At 43.3% G+C, this 21,442-nt stretch carries 19 protein-coding genes and 1 riboswitch; of the genes, 18 read left to right on the forward strand and 1 reads right to left on the reverse strand.

Annotated elements, in window-relative coordinates; all coding sequences use genetic code 11:
• The first annotated feature begins 14 nt into the window (after positions 1-14).
• The 13 genes from polX (at position 15) to AAZR19_RS04360 (ending at position 15,981) form a co-directional block, all read left to right on the forward strand.
• Complete coding sequence (gene polX / locus AAZR19_RS04300; protein ID WP_254806109.1) at positions 15-1,727, forward strand: DNA polymerase/3'-5' exonuclease PolX; 1,713 nt, start codon at positions 15-17, stop codon at positions 1,725-1,727.
• Positions 1,728-1,748: 21 nt separating this feature from the next.
• Positions 1,749-4,106, forward strand: coding sequence for an endonuclease MutS2 (locus AAZR19_RS04305; RefSeq protein WP_218677143.1), 2,358 nt, complete (start codon positions 1,749-1,751; stop codon positions 4,104-4,106).
• Between the two features lie 14 nt (positions 4,107-4,120).
• Entirely contained in the window at positions 4,121-4,525 is a 405-nt protein-coding gene (locus AAZR19_RS04310; RefSeq protein WP_007501637.1) for a DUF350 domain-containing protein, read from the forward strand.
• 162 nt (positions 4,526-4,687) lie between these two features.
• The gene (locus tag AAZR19_RS04315; RefSeq protein WP_434702403.1) at positions 4,688-5,143 is read left to right on the forward strand and encodes an Imm63 family immunity protein; all 456 of its coding nucleotides are present in this window, start codon (positions 4,688-4,690) and stop codon (positions 5,141-5,143) included.
• Positions 5,144-5,242: 99 nt separating this feature from the next.
• Positions 5,243-6,961 (forward strand): AMP-binding protein, encoded by a 1,719-nt coding sequence (locus AAZR19_RS04320; protein WP_041107177.1) that lies wholly within the window; start codon positions 5,243-5,245, stop codon positions 6,959-6,961.
• 168 nt (positions 6,962-7,129) lie between these two features.
• Complete coding sequence (locus AAZR19_RS04325) at positions 7,130-7,714, forward strand: TetR/AcrR family transcriptional regulator (RefSeq protein WP_024427175.1); 585 nt, start codon at positions 7,130-7,132, stop codon at positions 7,712-7,714.
• Between the two features lie 26 nt (positions 7,715-7,740).
• Positions 7,741-8,520, forward strand: coding sequence for an enoyl-CoA hydratase (locus AAZR19_RS04330; protein ID WP_039180497.1), 780 nt, complete (start codon positions 7,741-7,743; stop codon positions 8,518-8,520).
• 31 nt (positions 8,521-8,551) lie between these two features.
• A complete protein-coding gene (locus AAZR19_RS04335; RefSeq protein WP_024427173.1) occupies positions 8,552-9,325 on the forward strand; it encodes an electron transfer flavoprotein subunit beta/FixA family protein in 774 nt (257 codons plus the stop codon).
• Between the two features lie 43 nt (positions 9,326-9,368).
• A complete protein-coding gene (locus tag AAZR19_RS04340) occupies positions 9,369-10,346 on the forward strand; it encodes an electron transfer flavoprotein subunit alpha/FixB family protein (protein WP_087976557.1) in 978 nt (325 codons plus the stop codon).
• Positions 10,347-10,421: 75 nt separating this feature from the next.
• Entirely contained in the window at positions 10,422-11,900 is a 1,479-nt protein-coding gene (locus AAZR19_RS04345) for an alpha-N-arabinofuranosidase (protein WP_087976558.1), read from the forward strand.
• 246 nt (positions 11,901-12,146) lie between these two features.
• On the forward strand, positions 12,147-12,461 hold the full coding sequence (gene trxA / locus AAZR19_RS04350; RefSeq protein WP_007501629.1) for a thioredoxin: 315 nt from the start codon (positions 12,147-12,149) through the stop codon (positions 12,459-12,461).
• Positions 12,462-12,600: 139 nt separating this feature from the next.
• Entirely contained in the window at positions 12,601-14,373 is a 1,773-nt protein-coding gene (gene uvrC, locus AAZR19_RS04355; protein WP_024423216.1) for an excinuclease ABC subunit UvrC, read from the forward strand.
• Positions 14,374-14,434: 61 nt separating this feature from the next.
• A riboswitch (Lysine riboswitch) is annotated at positions 14,435-14,612 on the forward strand.
• Between the two features lie 133 nt (positions 14,613-14,745).
• The gene (locus AAZR19_RS04360) at positions 14,746-15,981 is read left to right on the forward strand and encodes an aspartate kinase (protein ID WP_262090017.1); all 1,236 of its coding nucleotides are present in this window, start codon (positions 14,746-14,748) and stop codon (positions 15,979-15,981) included.
• 153 nt (positions 15,982-16,134) lie between these two features.
• Here the strand turns inward: AAZR19_RS04360 and AAZR19_RS04365 are convergent, their stop codons facing one another.
• The gene (locus AAZR19_RS04365; protein WP_024423214.1) at positions 16,135-16,578 is read right to left on the reverse strand and encodes a YslB family protein; all 444 of its coding nucleotides are present in this window, start codon (positions 16,576-16,578) and stop codon (positions 16,135-16,137) included.
• A 283-nt stretch (positions 16,579-16,861) separates the two neighbouring features.
• Here AAZR19_RS04365 and AAZR19_RS04370 point away from each other — a divergent pair, with 283 nt between their 5' ends.
• The 5 genes from AAZR19_RS04370 (at position 16,862) to AAZR19_RS04390 (ending at position 21,415) form a co-directional block, all read left to right on the forward strand.
• Positions 16,862-17,470, forward strand: coding sequence for a succinate dehydrogenase cytochrome b558 subunit (locus AAZR19_RS04370; RefSeq protein WP_024423213.1), 609 nt, complete (start codon positions 16,862-16,864; stop codon positions 17,468-17,470).
• A gap of 37 nt (positions 17,471-17,507) precedes the next feature.
• Positions 17,508-19,268 (forward strand): succinate dehydrogenase flavoprotein subunit, encoded by a 1,761-nt coding sequence (gene sdhA, locus AAZR19_RS04375; RefSeq protein ID WP_034279746.1) that lies wholly within the window; start codon positions 17,508-17,510, stop codon positions 19,266-19,268.
• A 1-nt stretch (position 19,269) separates the two neighbouring features.
• On the forward strand, positions 19,270-20,034 hold the full coding sequence (gene sdhB / locus AAZR19_RS04380; RefSeq protein WP_041115060.1) for a succinate dehydrogenase iron-sulfur subunit: 765 nt from the start codon (positions 19,270-19,272) through the stop codon (positions 20,032-20,034).
• 121 nt (positions 20,035-20,155) lie between these two features.
• On the forward strand, positions 20,156-20,617 hold the full coding sequence (locus AAZR19_RS04385) for an acyl-CoA thioesterase (RefSeq protein ID WP_163114884.1): 462 nt from the start codon (positions 20,156-20,158) through the stop codon (positions 20,615-20,617).
• 78 nt (positions 20,618-20,695) lie between these two features.
• The gene (locus AAZR19_RS04390) at positions 20,696-21,415 is read left to right on the forward strand and encodes a biotin--[acetyl-CoA-carboxylase] ligase (protein WP_076840323.1); all 720 of its coding nucleotides are present in this window, start codon (positions 20,696-20,698) and stop codon (positions 21,413-21,415) included.
• Positions 21,416-21,442 lie beyond the last annotated feature (27 nt).

Here is a 21,442-nt window from a genome sequence, read left to right on the forward strand (position 1 = left end):
CTGGAGGATGAGAGATGAATAAAAAAGATATTATCAAACTTCTTGAAACAATTGCAGTATATATGGAACTAAAAGGAGATAATCCTTTTAAAATTTCTGCCTTTCGTAAAGCAGCAGCGGCACTGGAACAAGACGACCGCAGCCTTTCTCAAATAGATGATCTATTAGCATTACCCGGCATTGGAAAAGGAACCTTTGCTGTGATCACAGAGTATATCGAAAAAGGACAATCAGAAACACTTGAACAATTAAAAAAGGAAGTGCCTGAAGGACTTGTCCCGCTCTTAAAATTACAAGGGCTTGGCGGGAAGAAGATTGCTAAGCTTTACCAAGAGCTTGGCGTCCATGATGCACAGTCATTAAAGGAAGCATGTGAAGCGGAAAAAGTACAAGCGCTTGCAGGCTTCGGTAAAAAAACAGAAGAAAAGATTCTCGCTGCTCTTGAGGAGGCCGGAAAGCAGCCAGAACGACTGCCAATTGGCTTTGCATTAGATGTGGCAGAGCGGATTGATCATGCGCTAGAACAGATGAAGGGTATTCTTCGTTTTTCTAGAGCTGGCAGTCTAAGACGTGCACGGGAAACCGTCAAAGATCTAGATTATATCATTGCAACCAGCGATCCTGAACAAGTCAGAGAGCAGCTCGTTGCACTTGATGATGTCAAAGACGTTATCGCAAGCGGTGATACGAAGGTATCTGTCATTCTTGCCCTTGATTTTGAGATCAGTGTAGACTTCCGGCTTGTGACAACAGACCAATTTGCAACAACGCTGCATCATTTCACCGGCTCAAAAGATCACAATATTCGCATGCGCCAGCTTGCGAAGGAACGCGGAGAGCGTATTAGTGAATATGGTGTGGAAACAATTGAAACTGGAGAAGTCAAAACGTTTGAAGACGAGGCCGCTTTTTATGCGCACTTTGAACTTCCGCTCATTCCGCCAGAAATTCGTGAAACCGGAGCGGAGATTGATACGTATAAAGAAAGTATGCAATTTGTAGAGTTAAAAGATATCAAAGGCGACCTTCATATGCACTCGACATGGAGTGACGGCGCATTTTCTATTCGCGAAATGGCAGAGGCATGTATCGCAAAAGGCTATGAATACATGGCGATTACAGACCACTCGCAATATTTAAAAGTAGCAAACGGTTTAACAAAAGAACGTTTACGTCTGCAAGCAAAAGAAATTGACAAGCTGAATCAAGAATTCGAGCATTTTCACATTTTCAAAGGGGTCGAAATGGATATTCTCCCGGATGGATCATTAGATTATGATGATGACTTTTTAGCAGACATGGATTTTGTCATTGCGTCTATCCATTCTAGCTTTTCTCAGCCGGAAGAAGTCATTATGGAGCGCCTTGAAAATGCCCTGCGGAATCAGCATGTGGATTTAATTGCACATCCAACAGGCCGTTTGATCGGCAGACGGGACGGCTATGCCTTAAATATAGATCAGCTCATAGAGCTTGCGAAAAAAACGGGAACTGCACTAGAGCTCAACAGCAACCCGTCAAGACTTGATTTAAAAGCAGAGCATTTAATAAAAGCAAACGAAGCAGGTGTGAACATCATGATCAATACAGATGCACACAATATCACCATGCTGGATCATATGGAAGTTGGTGTAACAGCTGCAAGAAAAGGCTGGACACCAAAAGCAAATGTCGTGAATACTTTTTCTCTAAGCGAGATCAAAAAGTTTTTAACGCGTGACAGGTAGTCGTTAGGAGGCTGGACCATGCTGCAACAAAAAGTGTTAGCATCATTAGAATTTCATAAAGTAAAAGAAAAAGTCATGTCCTATACCGCATCCTCATTAGGAAAAGAAAGAGCGCAGGATTTAACGCCGCTGACGGATATTGAAACCATTCAGCATTTGCTGGAAGAGGTAGCAGAAGCACAGGATGTCATCCGCTTAAAGGGATCGGCGCCATTTGGCGGGCTGACGGATATTAGACGCGGGGTCAAACGGGCAGAAATCGGCAGTACATTAAGCCCATCTGAGCTCATGGAAATTGCAGCGCTATTATATACTGCGAAAAATATGAAGCACTTTCTCACGTCACTGTATGAAGATGGTGTAGATATACCGCGCCTTCATGCTTATGCAGAGACGCTGATTTTGCTGCCTGAAGTCAGAAAAGAAATCGAAAGCTGTATCGGTGATAATGGAGAAGTGCTTGATCACGCAACTCCGGTGCTACGAACAATACGTACGCAATTACGTTCATTAGAATCAAAAGTTCGAGATAAATTAGAATCTATGATTCGCTCACAATCTGCTTCAAAAATGCTGTCAGACACGATTGTTACCATTCGTAATGACCGGTTCGTGATTCCAGTAAAGCAGGAGTACCGCTCGAATTACGGCGGAATTGTTCACGATCAGTCATCATCAGGAGCAACCCTATTTATCGAGCCGCAAGTGGTCGTGGATTTAAATAACACCTTGCAGCAAACCCGTTTAAAAGAAAAACAAGAAGTCGAAAAGATATTGCAAATGCTGACAGCGAGCGTGTCAGAGCACATTGAGGAACTGCTTCACAATGTAAAGGAGCTTCAGACGCTAGATTTTATTTTTGCTAAAGCCAAATATGCAAAGGCAGAAAAAGCCACAAAGCCTGCTGTGAACGATCAAGGGGAGATTTATTTAAAGCGGGCAAGACATCCTCTATTGCCTAGGGATCAGGTTGTGGCAAATGACATTGAGCTCGGCAAAGATTTTTCAACCATCGTTATTACTGGCCCAAATACAGGGGGTAAGACAGTTACCTTGAAAACGCTTGGTCTTCTTACGCTGATGACGCAGGCAGGCCTTCATATTCCAGTTGAAGAAGGCTCGGAAGTGGCTGTATTCGACCAAGTCTTTGCTGATATTGGAGATGAACAGTCCATTGAGCAAAGCTTGAGTACGTTCTCATCTCATATGGTCAATATTGTAGATATCTTAAAGAATTTGACATCTAACTCACTCGTGTTATTTGATGAATTAGGGGCAGGAACAGACCCTGCAGAAGGTGCCGCGCTGGCCATGAGTATCTTAGATGAAGTGCATCAAACAAATGCACGCGTCATCGCAACGACTCACTATCCTGAGCTGAAGGCTTACGGATATAACCGAGAAGGTGTCACAAATGCGAGCGTGGAGTTTGACATTGAAACCTTATCACCAACGTACCGCTTGCTCATCGGTGTGCCCGGACGAAGTAATGCATTTGAAATTTCTAAACGTCTTGGTTTGCCAGATCACCTCATTGACCGGGCAAAAGCGGATATGCATGCCGAACATAATGAAGTAGACCAAATGATTGCTTCATTAGAAGACAGCAAGAAACAAGCAGAAGAAGAGCTGCATGAGACAGAAATCTATAGAAAAGAAGCAGAAAAGCTTCATAAAGAATTGCAGAGACAAATTCTTGAATGGAATGAGCAAAAGGACAAACTGCTTGAAGAAGCTGAAAAAAAAGCAGCAGAAAAAATTGAACAAGCCTCAAAAGAAGCAGAAGACATCATTCAAGAGCTTCGGTCGATAAAAAATGAGCATCGATCATTCAAAGAGCATGAACTCATCGATGCGAGAAAGCGTCTTGAAGAAGCAGTCCCTGAGTTTGACCGGAAGAAAAAGCCAGAGCCGGTGAAAAAAGCAGCAAGACAGCTAAAATCAGGCGACGAAGTGAAAGTGCTCACCTTCGGGCAAAAAGGAACGCTGCTTGAACAAACAGGTGACAAAGAATGGAGTGTCCAAATGGGCATTCTGAAAATGAAAGTAAAAGAAAAAGATATGGAATTTATCAAATCAGCACCTGAATTTAAGCAGGAGAAAGCCATTACGGCAGTCAAAGGAAAAGACTATCATGTATCGCTTGAGCTTGACTTAAGGGGCGAGCGTTATGAAAATGCCTTAAGCAGAGTCGAGAAATATTTAGATGATGCTGTCTTAGCTGGTTATCCGCGTGTGTCGATCATTCACGGAAAAGGAACTGGCGCCCTTAGAAAAGGGGTTCAGGAATTACTGAAACAGCACCGAAGTGTGAAAAATGCTCGTTTTGGGGAACAAGGCGAGGGAGGATCAGGCGTTACCATCGTCGAATTAAAGTAAAAAGGAGAAAACGCATGAAAGCCTTTTGGGAAAATGAACTTGTGGAGATTGCCGCCTATTACAGCGTGGCCGTCCTATGTCTTGTCTTATTTCTAACCATTTTTGAACTCGTTACCTCCTATAAAAACTGGGAAGAGATCCAGCGTGGGAACTTAGCTGTTGCCATGGCAACAGGCGGAAAGATTTTTGGGATTGCGAATGTGTTTCAGCATTCAATCGCACAGCACAATTCCCTTCTACAAATGGTTGGATGGGGCGTATACGGCTTTGTGATGCTGCTTGTCAGCTATTTCATTTTTGAATTTTTAACACCACGATTTAAAGTAGACAAAGAGATTGAGAATGATAATAGAGCGGTTGGGTTTATTTCACTCATTATTTCAGTTGGGCTGTCTTACGTAGTAGCAGCCGGCATTTAAGGAGACGACATGGAAAAGCTAGCAAAAGTATTAATCGTAGTTGCCTGCACTTTTGCGGTCATTGGTGCCGTTTACATGTTCCTGTGAAATGAAGAAGACAAAGTGAGAAAGCTGTCAGGGATTCCTTGGCAGCTTTTATCTCACCCGAAGGCGGCGAATCACATGAAGCAAATTCTGCAAAAAGACGAACTCATAAAGCGTATTGATACTTGTCTCCAAATGACTTCCCTGCCAAGAGACATATATGAACCGTATATTGCACGTCCATTTCAAACGACTGGATTTTTTGATGATTTGAGCCCTTATATTCAAATCGATCCGAGTGGCTATATTCTCATTCAATATGAACGAGGAATCCAAATGCTGCACAAAAGAACAAAAGTAGCAGATGAAGCCATTTACTGGATTTTAGAAGACACGATCTTTCTTACAGTCTACATAGACATGATGAGGCAGTATCAAGTCGACAACATCCAGACGCATTTACCTAATGACCCGAGTATCCATCAACAGATCGTGGAGAGAGTAAATGAGTCATTCCGTGCAATCGGTGGATTATATGAACAGTGGCATCATGAAGGAAAAAGAGCATCAATCGAAACACCAGCGCAGAAATAAAGATGTCATGGAACCAAGCTCTATTTGAAAAAAGCAAACTGCCTTAAGGAAAAGTTTGCTATAATAAAATAGTACGAAAGTTCAGGAAGGAGGGTTTTTATGCAGTCAGATAAACGTTGGCTTCTGCATTACCCGAATCAAATTCCCCACGAACTCACCATCCCAAATGAGACGTTACAATCTTACTTATTCAGCTCCGCAGAGGCTGCACCTGAGCATACAGCCATTCATTTTCTAGGAAAAAACATCACCTATGAACAGCTCCAGGAAGAAGCATTGAAACTAGCTGGTCACCTGATGAAAATTGGCGTGAAAAAAGGCGACAGAGTAGCGATCATGCTGCCAAACTGTCCTCAATCCGTCATTTCTTATTATGCTGTTTTAATTGCAGGCGGCATCGTTGTTCAAACGAACCCGCTTTATACGGAGAAAGAACTGGCATATCAAATGGAGGACAGCGGCTCAAAAGTGCTGATTACACTGGATTTATTGTATCCAAAGGCCTATAAAATGAAAGCGCTGACAAGTATGGAGCACTTGATCATCACCAAACTACAGGATTATTTACCATTTCCGAAAAACATTCTGTTTCCTATCGTCCAAAAAAGAAAAAATAAAATGGTCATCCAAGTAGAGAAAAGCGAGACCATTCATCACTTCTCACAAATTATGAAAGAATCGTCAGGAGAACAGATTCCGGCGCTTGCCTTTGAACCGAAAGAGGATGTCGCTGTTTTGCAATATACAGGCGGAACGACTGGTTTACCAAAAGGGGTCATGCTGACGCATGAAAATATTTTAGCGAATACTGAAATGTGCGCTTCTTGGATGTATAAAACGACAAGAGGAAAAGAACGAATCCTTGGCATCATTCCGTTTTTTCATGTATACGGAATGACGACCGTATTAAACCTTGCTGTCAAAGAAGGGCATTCAATGATTCTCCTTCCGCGATTTGACGCAGCTGATACCCTCAAAACGATTGAAAAACAGAAACCGACGCTCTTTCCAGGTGCACCCACCATGTATATCGCCTTGCTGCATCATCCGAACATTGAAAAGTATGACCTGTCGTCCATCACTGCATGTTTAAGCGGCTCGGCGGCTCTTCCTGTTGAAGTCAAACAGAGCTTTGAGAAATTAACAGGAGGGCGTTTAGTAGAGGGGTATGGTCTTTCAGAAACTTCGCCGGTGACCCATTCTAACTTTTTGTGGGGAGCGAACAAAACAGGCAGCATTGGCTGTCCGTGGCCTGGGACAGACGCAGGTATTTATTGCGAGGAAACAGGTGGCCTTAAAGAGCCGTATGAGCACGGAGAAATTATCGTCAAAGGGCCGCAAATTATGAAAGGATACTGGAATCAGCCAGAGGAGACAGCAGCTGTATTAAGGGATGGATGGTTTTTCACCGGAGATATTGGGTATATGGATGAGGACGGTTTTTTCTATATCGTTGACCGGAAAAAAGATGTCATTATTGCGAGCGGTTATAATATTTACCCAAGAGAGGTCGAAGAAGCCCTATATGAACATGAGCTTGTACAAGAAGTCGTTGTCGCAGGTATACCAGATCCTTATAGAGGAGAAACAGTAAAAGCGTTTGTTGTGCCGAAAAAGGATGCTTATTTAACAGAGGATGAACTCGATCGCTTTGTCAGAACGAGAATTGCTTCATTTAAAGTACCGCGCGTGTATGAATTTAAAGAATCACTGCCTAAAACGGCTGTCGGAAAAATTTTACGCAGAGTATTAATTGAAGAAGAAAAAAGAAAGCAAGCTTCATCATCTGAGACACCTGTCGATCAATTGAAGAAATAACGACCTTCATCATCCGGTCGAGCGGCCGGATGATTTGAATGATGACAGTCTGCTCTGGTATGATAAAGGTTGAAAAGAAAGAAGAAGATCTCTTGACAAATCACCCGTTTCTTTTTAACATAAAGTTATGAATGAATGCTCATTCAATTTAGAAAGGGACGAAGCACATTGAAGCAGAAAAGACCGAAGTACATGCAAATTATTGATGCAGCAGTTGTGGTGATTGCGGAGAACGGCTATCATCAATCACAAGTTTCAAAGATTGCGAAACAAGCAGGGGTGGCAGACGGAACCATTTATCTTTATTTCAAAAACAAAGAGGATATTCTCATCTCATTGTTCAAAGAAAAAATGGGACAATTCATCGAACGAATGGAAACAGATATTCAAAAGAAGCCGTCTGCAAAAGAAAAGCTTCTACTGTTGATTGAGGAGCATTTTCGCATGCTGGCGCAAAATCATCATTTGGCTCTTGTGACACAGCTTGAACTCAGGCAGTCAAACCTTGAGCTGCGGCAAAAAATCAATGAGGTGCTAAAAGGGTATTTAAATATGCTCGAGTCGATTTTAACAGAAGGAAAGAAAACAGGAGAATTTAGACAAAATTTAGATGTCCGCTTAGCGAGACAAATGGTATTTGGGACGATTGATGAAACCGCAACAACATGGGTCATGAATGATCAAAAGTATGATCTGCCTGCACTCGCAGAAAGTGTACATGATCTGCTGTTAAACGGAATACATCAATCCTAAAGACAATGTGAAAAAGGATGATTGACATGGAAAAAATACTTAGCTTACATCATGAAGGACAGACAGCGCTCATCACGATTCAGAACCCGCCTGCAAATGCCTTATCCTCTCAGCTGCTCACTGAGCTTAATGACATGTTCGATGAGCTCGAACAGAATGAAGAAGTAAGAGCGATTGTGATCCACGGAGAAGGCAGATTCTTCTCAGCAGGTGCTGATATTAAAGAATTTACCACTTTACAGGAAGAGTCTGATTATGCAAGCCTCGCTGATAGAGGACAGCAAGTCTTTGAACGGATTGAACAGTGTCCAAAGCCAGTCATTGCCTCAATTCACGGAGCAGCATTAGGCGGGGGCCTTGAGCTTGCCATGTCTTGTGATATCCGAATCGCAACAAAAGATGCAAAGCTTGGACTGCCAGAACTAAATCTTGGCATTATTCCAGGATTCGGCGGCACGCAGCGCCTCCCTCGCTACGTTGGTTCTGCTAAAGCGCTTGAAATGATGGGAACAGCTGAACCGATTACAGGTGAAGAAGCATTTGCGTGCGGCCTTGTTACAAAGCTGGCAGAAACAGAGGAAGAAGCGCTCGAAGCGGCCAAAACACTTGCGGGGAAATTTGCCGCAAAAAGCCCTAAATCACTTGAATATGTGCTTGATTTATTGAACGCAACAAAACTGTATTCATATGACGGCGGAATGAAGCTGGAAGCCAAAAAATTTGGTGAGGTTTTCCAATCAAATGACGCCAAAGAAGGCATCCAGGCCTTTATCGAAAAGCGCAAACCGAACTTTAAAGGGGAATAAGGGATAAGTACGACACAAGGGGGAGAAATAAATGAATATATTTGTTTTGATGAAGCGTACGTTTGACACGGAAGAGAAAATTTCGATTCAGTCTGGTGCAATTCAAGAAGATGGAGCAGAGTTCATTATTAATCCTTATGACGAGTATGCCATTGAAGAAGCCATTCAGCTTCGCGATGAGCACGGGGGAGAAGTGACCGTTGTGACAGTTGGCGGTGAGGATGCGGAGAAACAGCTGAGAACAGCCCTTGCTATGGGCTGTGACAGGGCCGTCTTATTAAATGTGGAGGATGACTTAGAAGAGTGGGACCAATATTCAGCTTCTACCATTCTTTATCACTATTTAAAAGACAAAGAGGCTTCCTTGATCTTAGCAGGGAATGTAGCAATTGACGGCGGCTCTGGACAGGTAGCCCCGCGTCTTGCTGAATTACTTGGCTTTTCATATGTAACAACGATAACGAGTATTCAAATTGACGGCGGCTCTGTATCGATTGAACGAGATGCAGAGGGTGATGTGGAAGTCATTTCTGCCGAACTCCCGCTTGTCGTCACAGCGCAGCAAGGACTCAATGAGCCTCGCTATCCATCATTACCAGGCATTATGAAGGCAAAGAAAAAGCCTTTAGAAGAATTGGAACTTGATGATTTAGATCTGGATGAAGACGATGTACCATATAAAATCAAAACAATTGAACGTTTCTTACCGGAGAAAAAAGAGGGTGGCAAGGTGCTGAGCGGCGAGCTTCAGGATCAAGTCAAAGAACTGACAGATCTACTCAGAAATGAAGCAAAAGTCATCTAAACATCCACTTTACGATATCACGAGAACAAGGGGGAGCTTGAAGATGAGTAAAAAAGTTGTTGTACTTGGAGAAAGTCGTGACGGTAAATTAAGAAATGTGACATTTGAAGCCATTGCTGCCGCTCATAAAGTGGCAGATGGCGGTAAGGTCATTGGCGTGTTAATAGGGGATGACGTCAAAGGCCTAGCAGATGAACTGCTTTACTATGGAGCGGATCATGTCATGATTGTGGAGCATCCACACCTTTCATATTATACGTCAGATGGTTTTGCGCAGGCACTTCAAGCCATATTAGATCAGGTCGATCCGGATGCTGTGCTCTTTGGCCATACATCTATCGGAAAAGACTTGTCGCCGAAAATAGCTGCACGTCTCCAGACTGGCTTAATCTCAGATGCGATCGATGTAAGCGTTACCGGCGAACACCTTGTTTTCACTAGACCGATTTACTCTGGAAAAGCCTTTGAAAAAGTCATTTCGACAGACCGTCTGCTTCTAGCAACCATCCGGCCAAACAACGTGGCACCACTTGAGCGTGATGCGTCACGAGGCGGAGAAGTCACACCGGTTTCTGTCGATATTCAGAACCTTCGGACGATCGTGAAGGAAGTCATTAAAAAAACGTCAGAAGGTGTAGATTTATCGGAAGCAAAGGTCATTGTTGCTGGAGGGCGCGGGGTTAAGAGCAAGGAAGGCTTTGAACCGCTGAATGAACTCGCTGAGACGCTGGGGGCAGCAGTCGGAGCCTCGCGCGGCGCCTGTGACGCCGACTACTGTGATTATGCCCTGCAAATTGGCCAGACAGGAAAAGTCGTCACACCAGACCTTTATATTGCATGCGGGATATCAGGAGCGATTCAGCATTTAGCGGGAATGTCTAACAGTAAAGTCATTGTGGCGATCAACAAAGATCCAGAAGCGGAAATCTTCAAAATCGCCGATTATGGAATCGTCGGTGACTTGTTTGAAGTGGTACCGCTTTTAAATGAAGAGTTAAAAAAGATGAATATCCACTCGTAACGCTCATACACTCAGAATGCCTAGGTATTCTGGGTTTTTTTGTATGTGATCAAGAGGAAAAGGAGCGGTTGATAAATGAAGGGGACAGTCAAAGTCAATGACGTGATCGGACGCATTTCTAAACACATTTATGGGCACTTTCAGGAGCATTTAGGAAGAGGGATTTATGACGGGATATGGGTAGGAAAAGACTCAGAGATTGATCATATTGAGGGAATTCGTACCGATGTGCTGAAGGCCCTTCAAGCATTACATATTCCGGTGCTGAGGTGGCCGGGAGGCTGTTTCGCAGACGAGTATCACTGGGCAAATGGTGTAGGTGATCTCAGTGAACGAAAGCCGATGGTCAATACCCATTGGGGTGGTACGGTTGAATCCAATGCATTTGGTACGCATGAATTTATGACATTGTGTGAGCTGCTTGAATGTGAGCCTTATATTTGCGGCAATGTGGGAAGCGGGTCTGTTCAAGAATTAGCCGATTGGGTCGAATACATGACATTTCCAAATGGGACACCTATGTCAGACTGGCGCATTCAAAATGGAAAACAAGAGCCTTGGAAGCTGACCTATGTTGGTGTAGGCAATGAAAGCTGGGGCTGCGGCGGGAATATGACGCCTGAATACTATGCAGATTTATATAAACGCTATCAAACGTACGTAAGAGAATTTGCAGGGCAGCGTATTTATAAAATCGCCTGCGGCGCGAACTCTAATGACGTGAATTGGACGAAAGTATTGATGGAGCAGGCTGCACCGTGGATGGATGGGCTCAGTTTACATTATTACACCGTACCTGGTACATGGGAGAAAAAGGGGTCAGCGACTGAATTTGATGAAGATGAATGGTTTATCACGCTGAAAAAGGCCTATGAGATGGAACGGCTTGTCGAAGACCATGGAGAAATCATGGATCGTTATGACCCAGACAAGCGAATCGGGATGATTATTGATGAATGGGGGACATGGTATGACCCAGAGCCAGGGACAAATCCTGGGTTTTTATATCAGCAAAACACACTAAGAGACGCCCTTGTGGCCGCCCTCCATTTTCATATTTTTCATCGCCATTGCGAGCGGATTCATATGGCAAATATTGCTCAGACGGTCAATGTGCTGCAAGCGATGGTATTAACAAAGGACGAAAAGATGCTTCTGACGCCTACGTATCATGTATTTCACATGTTTCAAGTGCATCAAGAGGAAGAAGCGCTTGAAGTAGAGTTCGTTTCACCCCCGTATGAACGAAGAGGTGAAAAAATTCCTCAGGTCAGTGTGTCAGCCTCACGTTCATCAGGGAAGATGCATATTAGCTACTGTCACCTGAATCCGCATGAACAAACAGAGATATCCCTTGCCATTGCAGGGATTGATGAACAAACGAAAGTCACTGGACGTGTGCTGACGGCCGATCGCATGAATGCCCATAATACATTCGATGAACCTCATTCTGTTCAGCCAAAAGACTTTCAGCAAATGACTGTAAAGTCCGGCGAATTAACGGTGGAGCTGCCGCCAATGTCAGTGGTCATGATAACTGTCGACCTCGCTTAATTGCATATTTCGATGTTTGATGAGAAGAATGTTGGGGCATCATACATTGTAAATGAAGCGGAAAGGGTGTCATGTCATATGCTTAGAACCATTCTAATGATCATCGGTGCGATTGTTGTTATTGGTGCGATTATACGGTTTGTTTTTTAATTCATTTCCTAAAAAATGATTCGTAAGCATTTCATTCGCAAGTCACATTGGTAGATGCTATACTAAAAAGCATAATTTACATTGGAGGAATGAATAATGGCAATCGTAAAAGCTACTGACGCAACATTTTCACAAGAAACTGCAGAAGGTGTTGTTCTTGCAGACTTTTGGGCACCATGGTGTGGACCTTGTAAAATGATTGCTCCAGTTCTTGAAGAACTTGATCAAGAAATGGGCGACAAAATGAAAATTGTAAAAATTGATGTAGACGATAACCAAGAAACTGCTGGTAAATACGGCGTTATGAGTATCCCAACACTTCTTGTTTTAAAAGACGGTGAAGTTGTAGAAACTTCTGTTGGTTTCAAACCAAAAGAAGCACTTGCTGAGCTTGTCAACAAACATCTATAAACCGATCTATGTCCAAGCGGCATAATCATTGAAGCGGTTCTCGTAAAGACGAGAGCCGCTTTTCTTTCAACATGGTATAAAACAAATGTTCGTGATACACTAGAAGGAGTGAAAGAGGAAAACAAGGACGGATGAAAATATGAACAAACTAATCAAAGAAAAGCTTTCAGTCCTGCCGGATCAACCAGGCTGTTACTTAATGAAAGATAGACAAAATACGATCATTTATGTGGGAAAGGCAAAGGTTTTAAAAAACAGGGTGCGCTCTTATTTCACTGGATCACATGACGCCAAAACGCAGCGGCTTGTCAGTGAAATTGAAGACTTTGAATACATTGTCACCTCTTCTAATATCGAGGCGCTCATTTTAGAGCTGAATTTAATCAAAAAATATGACCCAAAATACAATGTCATGCTCAAGGATGACAAGACATATCCCTTTATAAAAATTACGAATGAACGCCATCCTAAGCTGATCGTCACCCGCAATGTAAAAAAGGACAAAGGAAAATATTTCGGTCCATACCCAAACGTACAAGCAGCTCGAGAAACAAAAAAGCTGCTCGACCGCTTATATCCACTGAGAAAATGCGCCACCCTTCCTGACCGCGTCTGTCTTTATTATCATCTTGGACAATGTCTTGCGCCATGTGTGTATGACATTTCCGAGGAAACGAATAAGCAGCTCGTGGACGAAATCACAAGGTTTCTAAACGGGGGACATCAGCAAATCAAAAAAGAACTCACCGAAAAGATGCAGGAAGCTGCTGAAAATTTAGAGTTTGAACGGGCAAAAGAACTGAGAGACCAAATCGCATATATCGACTCAACGATGGAAAAACAGAAAATGACGATGAGTGATTTATCAGATCGAGATGTCTTTGCCTATGCCTATGATAAAGGCTGGATGTGTGTCCAAGTCTTCTTTATCAGACAGGGGAAATTGATTGAACGTGATGTCAGCCTGTTTCCAATGTATCAGGACCCTGAAGAGGAGTTCCTCACGTTCATGGGGCAATTTTATGAAAAGAACAACCATTTTCTGCCGAAGGAAATTCTGGTTCCGGACAGTGTCGATCAAGAGATGATTGAGCAATTGCTTGAGACGAACGTTCACCAGCCGAAAAAAGGAAAGAAAAAGGATCTGCTTTTACTTGCGCATCAAAATGCCAAAATCGCCTTAAAAGAAAAGTTTTCGCTCATTGAGCGTGATGAAGAGCGGACAATTGGTGCGGTGAAGCAGCTCGGGGATGCGCTTAATATTTATATGCCATACAGAATCGAGGCATTTGATAATTCAAATATTCAAGGAGCAGACCCGGTTTCTGCCATGGTCGTCTTTCAGGACGGGAAGCCCTATAAAAAGGAATACCGAAAATACAAAATTAAAACCGTCTCAGGGCCAGATGATTATGCATCCATGCGTGAAGTCATTAGAAGACGATATACCCGCGTGTTAAAGGATGAACTGCCGCTGCCAGATTTAATTTTAATTGACGGAGGAAAAGGACAGATCAACGCAGCCATCGATGTGCTTGAAAATGAATTGAATCTGTCAGTTCCGGTCGCAGGTCTTGTAAAAGATGAAAAACACCGGACATCGAATCTCATGATGGGAGATACACTTGAAATTGTTGCGCTGGAGCGGAATAGCCAGGCCTTTTACTTATTGCAGCGCATTCAAGATGAAGTGCACCGGTTCGCCATTAGCTTTCACCGGCAGCTGCGCGGAAAAAATGCATTCCAGTCTATTTTAGACGATGTACCAGGTATCGGAGAAAAGCGTAAAAAGCAGCTCCTCAAACATTTTGGCTCTGTGAAAAAGATGAAAGAAGCCTCTATCCAAGACTTTCAGGAGGCGGGCATTCCGAAACAGACGGCTGAACTTTTAATGGAAGCATTAAAAAAATAGATTGTACTTTTACCAAAAGTCTGTTAAGATGTGACTAATTTAATAAATGAACGTGTTGTTTGTTGAAGATAGAGGTGCGAACTTCAAGAGTAAGCCTTCGGAGATCGATGGGATCTAAGAAGAGGGCTGAAAGGGGAGCGTCGCCGAAGTGAATAAAATCCACTCATTTTATTCGCTGGCTGTACATTGAAGAAATGTAGGGCTGTCAAGAATTCATTTCTTGGAGGGCTATCTCATTGTTTGCATCGTTTAATGATGATTTTAAAGCAATGGGAGATTTGTTCTCTCATTGCTTTTTTATTTGCAGTGAGCGGACAGTCTCCAAAGCTGCCTCTTCTCTCACACGTGAACTTTTGAAAAAGGGTGGTAGACATGGGACTAATTGTACAAAAATTTGGCGGAACTTCCGTTGGGTCAACAGAAAAAATTCGCAATGCCGCAGAGAGAGTGATCGCTGAACGCGAGGCAGGACATGATGTGGTTGTGGTTGTATCAGCGATGGGCAAATCAACGGATGTTCTAGTAGACCTAGCGAAAGAACTCACAGACGATCCAAGCAAAAGAGAGATGGATATGCTGCTCGCAACTGGTGAGCAGGTGACCATATCATTATTAGCGCTGGCACTCCAAAGAAGAGGCTATGATGCCATTTCCTTTACAGGCTGGCAGGCTGGTATGAAAACAGAGCATGTGCACGGAAATGCAAGAATCGTGGACATTGATGAATCAAGGATAAAAAAGGAATTAAGTGCGGGGAAAGTCGTTGTTGTGGCAGGTTTCCAAGGAATTGCAGATGACTTACATATCACAACTCTTGGCCGCGGCGGATCAGATACAACAGCTGTGGCACTGGCTGCCGCACTAAAAGCTGATAAATGTGATATATACACAGATGTACCAGGAGTGTTTACGACAGATCCGCGTTATGTATCATCTGCGCGGAAACTTGCAGGCATTTCATACGATGAGATGCTTGAGCTGGCTAATCTAGGAGCTGGGGTCCTGCATCCAAGAGCTGTTGAATTTGCGAAAAATTATCAAGTCCCGCTAGAAGTCCGTTCTAGTATTGAAAATGAATCGGGTACGTTAATTGAGGAGGAATCATCCATGGAACAAAATTTAGTCGTCAGAGGCATTGCATTTGAAGATCAGATTACACGTGTCACAGTGTGCGGGCTTTCAAGCGGTTTAACAACATTATCGACCATTTTTACGACGCTTGCGAAACAGAATATCAATGTTGATATCATCATTCAGTCTGTCACAAGCACCAACCAGACATCGATCTCTTTCTCTGTCAAAACGGATGATTTGTCCAAAACAGTTGAAGTATTAGAAGAATATAAAGGGGCGCTTGGCTACGAGCAGATTGAGACAGAAAGCAAATTAGCGAAAGTATCCATCGTGGGATCTGGAATGGTCTCAAATCCAGGCGTAGCCGCTGAAATGTTTGCTGTGTTAGCGCAAAAAGACATTCAAGTGAAAATGGTCAGTACGTCTGAAATCAAAGTCTCAACGGTGGTTGGCCGTGATGATATGGTCAAAGCGGTTGAAGCGCTGCATGATGCGTTTGATTTATCAAAGGTGAGCGCCGCTGCTCACTCTTAAAAAGGTAAAGAGGTGATCTCGTGAAAGAGGATCGCCTCTTTTTTCTATATGAATCGGCTGAAACGGGCGTAAACCCATTCATTAAGTATGCTATGATAGATGTAGACATATAAAAAAGGCGTGACCTGAAGTCCGCGCCTTTTATCAAGAGTATTAGCTAGGGTCTCTTAAATCCCATTTAACGGTTAAAATGACTTTCTCAGCACGCTTTTTCACTTGTTCATAGGATTCAGCCACGTGCTCATTCAGAAGCTGAATTTGTTCAGCAATAAAACCCGCTTCCATCTGAAAGCATGGCTCCTTTTGATAGGTGAGTCGATTGGATACTAGTGGACCTTCGAGCTCAAACTCAATTTCCTGTTTTTTCGAATGGACCATCGTGAGAGTCCCCCATCCGGCATCATGGAAAAATTCGGGGATCTTCTCCCATGACTCTTGAGGAAATTTACGAGCAAGCAGTTTACCCGCAAAATACATCATAGATGAATGGTCCTGACCAAGAATATCTGGCAGCAGAACTTCGCGTATCAGCTCGTAGGCAAATCCATTGACTTCAATTTCTTTTAGCTGTTCTAAGTTAGATTCGAATTTATTCATTGTACGGCTCCCCTCTTTCAACAATTTATTATAGCTTATGTGGGCATATGATGACAGAGTTTTCCCTGAAGTCTAAGAAATTCTTATTGTAGTAAAACGAATTTTGATTTAAAACTTTTAAATTTCGGAAAATTTTAATTTATGTACGCGGTTTCTTGACGCTTTTTTGACATAGGAGTAAAATGAAATTGTCAATAAATTTGAATAAAGTGCTTACAATTGAAAGAAGCGGGGGTAAGACAATTTTCAAGCAATTGCACTTTTTTTACTAGGGGGTAAAGTAATGTCGGGGAACAAAGAATTTTTTTATCGGAGATTGCATTCTTTGCTTGGCGTCATTCCGGTCGGTCTATTTTTAATACAGCACTTAGTGGTTAACCACTTTGCGACAAATGGACCAGAGGCGTTTAACAAAGCTGCACACTTTATGGAACAGCTTCCTTTCAGATATGCACTTGAGCTGTTCGTGATTTTCTTACCACTGATCTATCATGCTGTTTATGGGGTGTACATAGCCTTTACGGCACAAAACAACACGTCTCGCTTCAGTTACTTAAGAAACTGGCTGTTCAGACTGCAAAGGATTTCAGGTATTATCACATTGATTTTTGTCTCTTGGCACGTATGGGAAACACGAATTCAAGCTCAGCTTGGAGCTGAAGTCAACTATGACATGATGGCGAATATTTTAAGCTCTCCATTTATGCTAGGCTTCTATATTGTCGGCGTTTTATCTACTATTTTCCACTTTGCTAATGGCTTGTGGTCATTTGCTGTCAGCTGGGGAATTACCGTTTCACCACGCTCACAACGAATCTCCACATATGTGACATTAGGTATATTTATAGCGCTTTCATATGTAGGGCTAAGAGCAATTTTCGCTTTTGTTTAAGAGGAAATAGATTAGTAGAAGAGGGAGAGGGGCTACAATGAGTAATTCTAGCATCATCGTTGTCGGAGGCGGCTTAGCTGGTCTCATGGCAACTATTAAAGCAGCAGAAGCGGGAACAGCTGTTCAACTATTTTCAATCGTACCTGTGAAACGTTCGCATTCTGTATGTGCACAGGGCGGAATCAACGGAGCGGTCAATACAAAAGGTGAAGGGGATTCACCTTATGAGCATTTTGATGACACGGTATACGGCGGAGATTTCTTAGCCAACCAGCCGCCAGTAAAGGCAATGTGTGAAGCAGCGCCGTCCATTATCCACTTACTTGATCGTATGGGTGTTATGTTTAATAGAACACCAGAGGGATTATTGGACTTCCGCCGCTTCGGGGGAACACAGCACCACCGTACAGCGTTTGCTGGAGCTACAACAGGCCAGCAGCTATTATACGCACTGGATGAGCAGGTTCGCCGCTATGAAGTAGCAGGACTTGTCACGAAATATGAAGGCTGGGAATTCCTTGGCGCCGTTTTAGATGACGAGGAAGTGTGCCGCGGAATTGTCGCGCAGAACTTGACGACAATGGAAATTGAATCCTTCCGTTCAGATGCAGTCATCATGGCAACAGGCGGTCCTGGAATTGTGTTCGGTAAATCAACAAACTCCATGATTAACACTGGATCTGCTGCATCTATCGTCTATCAGCAAGGTGCGCACTATGCAAATGGAGAATTCATTCAAATTCACCCGACAGCGATTCCAGGAGATGACAAGCTTCGTCTTATGAGTGAATCAGCTCGTGGTGAGGGCGGACGTGTTTGGACATATAAAGACGGGAAGCCTTGGTACTTCCTTGAAGAAAAATACCCAGCATATGGGAACCTTGTACCGCGTGACATCGCAACGCGTGAAATCTTTGACGTATGTGTCGAGCAAAAGCTTGGCATCAACGGAGAGAACATGGTATATCTGGATCTTTCTCACAAAGATCCAAAAGAGCTTGATATTAAGCTTGGCGGAATCATTGAAATCTATGAAAAATTCATGGGTGACGACCCGCGTAAGCTGCCGATGAAAATCTTCCCAGCTGTTCATTACTCAATGGGCGGATTATGGGTCGATTATGATCAAATGACGAATATCAAAGGTCTGTTCGCTGCCGGAGAATGTGATTACTCAATGCACGGCGGAAACAGACTTGGTGCAAACTCACTTCTTTCTGCGATTTACGGCGGAATGGTCGCTGGACCAAATGCGGTGAAGTACATTAGCGGTCTTGAAAAATCTGCGGAAGACCTTTCTTCTGCACTATTTGACAGCGCCGTGAAGAAAGAGCAGGAGAAATGGGACAACATCCTCAGCATGGATGGTACTGAAAATGCATACGTGCTTCATAAAGAGCTTGGAGAATGGATGACGGATAACGTTACAGTGGTTCGTTACAATGATAAACTCTTAAAAACAGATCAGAAGATCGAAGAACTAATGGAGCGCTACAAGAAGATCAACATCAATGATACCGCATCATGGAGCAACCAAGGCGCTGCCTTCACACGTCAGCTTGACAACATGCTACAGCTGGCAAGAGTCATTACGATCGGGGCATATAACCGGAATGAAAGCCGAGGCGCACACTATAAACCGGAATTCCCAGAGAGAAACGATGAAGAATTCCTTAAAACAACGATGGCTACGTTCAAAGGAAAAAATCAAAAGCCTGCATTCCACTATGAGGACGTCGATGTATCGTTAATTGCACCTCGTAAACGAGATTACTCGAAGAAAAAGGTGGAGAAATAAGATGAGTGAAAAAAACACAATTCATTTCATAATCACACGTCAAGATACTGCAGATGGTAAGCCTTATGATGAGGAATTCGAAATCCCTTACCGTCCGAATATGAACGTCATTTCTGCACTCATGGAAATTAGACGTAACCCGGTCAATAAACAAGGTGAAAAAACAACGGCGATCAACTGGGACATGAACTGTCTTGAAGAGGTGTGCGGAGCTTGTTCTATGGTCATTAATGGAAAACCGCGCCAGTCATGTACAGCCTTGATTGACCAGTTAGATCAGCCGATCCGTCTCCAGCCGATGAAAACATTCCCGGTCGTGAGAGACTTGCAGGTTGATAGAAGCCGCATGTTCAACTCCTTGAAAAAAGTAAAAGCATGGGTGCCGATCGATGGCACATATGATCTTGGACCTGGACCAAGAATGCCTGAGAAAAAACGTCAATGGGCGTATGAGCTTTCTAAATGTATGACATGTGGTGTCTGCCTTGAAGCTTGTCCAAACGTGAATGATAAGTCTTCCTTTATGGGCCCTGCACCGCTTTCACAAGTTCGTCTATTTAACGCACATCCGACAGGTGCGATGAATAAGTCTGACCGTCTAGAAGAAATTATGGGTGACGGCGGTCTTGCGAACTGTGGGAACTCTCAAAACTGTGTGCAGGCTTGTCCGAAAGGAATCCCGCTGACAACATCAATTGCAGCACTTAACCGAGATACAACATTACAAGCTTTCCGTAACTTCTTCGGAAGCGATCACGCAGAATAACATCACATTCAGTCCTCTTTGCCAATCATGATGAGTGTTTACAAGAGGCTGGATGGAACACAAAATAAACGCCTCTTCCAATATGGGAGAGGCGTTTATTGATGAATAAGGAGATGATGAAGTGAGACTTCCGTCATATATTGAGGAACCGTTTGAAGAATGGAGAGCATCCTTTCGATTTTATGTCGAAACGACTGTCCGTTTTTCAGAAACGGATATGTTTGGTCATATGAATAATGTCACCCCTTTTGTATATTTTGAAGAAGCAAGGATAGCCTTTTTTCAAAAAACGGGAATTGTGGATAAACGAATGAAACGTGTGAGAGAGACGATTACAGTCGTGGCAAACCTGCAATGTGATTACATCAAACAGGTGGAGATTGGGGAGCGGCTTCGTGTGTATGTAAAGCCGGAAAAAGTCGGATCAAGCTCACTCATCCTTCATTATTTAGGAGAAAACGAGCAGCAGGAACCATGCTTTACAGGCTCGGTCACCATGGTGCAAATTAATAAAGAAACAGGCGCACCTGTCCCATTTACAGAGGAAGAAAAAGAGACATTTCAAGCTCAACGAAATGGGTAGCATGCAGCCCTCATCATCGTGTAAGCTTCATTTTGTTATAATAAAAAGACCATATTAAGAAGAACAAAAGGAGAACACATGAAGATTTTTCAATATGACACCATTGATAGTACAAATAATGAAGCGAAAAGGCTCATTCAGCAAGGAGAAAAACCTTCATTTGCTGTCTATGCACATCAGCAGACAGCAGGAAGAGGCAGGCTAGGCAGACCGTGGGAAACGCCTGCAGGGAATGTCGCTTTGACCATGACGGTTTTGCCGCCAGAAGAACTCTCCACCCAGTCAACGATCGCTCCGCTGACGGCACTAGCGATCTACGATGTACTCAAACCTCTCATCAGGGCTGAGGATCAGCTGGCGATTAAATGGCCAAATGATATTCTCATCAATGAAGCAAAGGTATCTGGCACATTGATTGAAGCGGACCGTAACGCCATTTATATCGGGGTTGGCATCAATGTGAAGACAAAGCCGGAGCATGTTCCGTACAAAACCATTTGCCTATCAGAACTTACAGAGGTAAAAGCCGATCAGCTTGTGAAGGAACTTGCCGCCGCTTTTGAAAAATATCATACACGCTGGAAGAATGAAGGGTTTGAAGCACTCACTTCCCTCTATAACAAACGGTTATATCGTCTTCATAAACCGCTGCGAATCTCGTTAGATCGTGAAAAACAAACATGGGAAGAGGGCATTTGCTGCGGAGTCAATCGCTACGGTCATCTCCAGCTAAAAGATGAGAAAGGACAGATAAAAGCTCATTCTGCCGGAGATATCGATGCACCGCTTCAGCATTAAAAAAAGCAGACGATATTCTCGTCTGCT

It is taken from the genome of Bacillus sp. Je.9.29.b, from assembly GCF_051129925.1.
Lineage (GTDB): Bacteria > Bacillota > Bacilli > Bacillales > Bacillaceae > Bacillus > Bacillus safensis.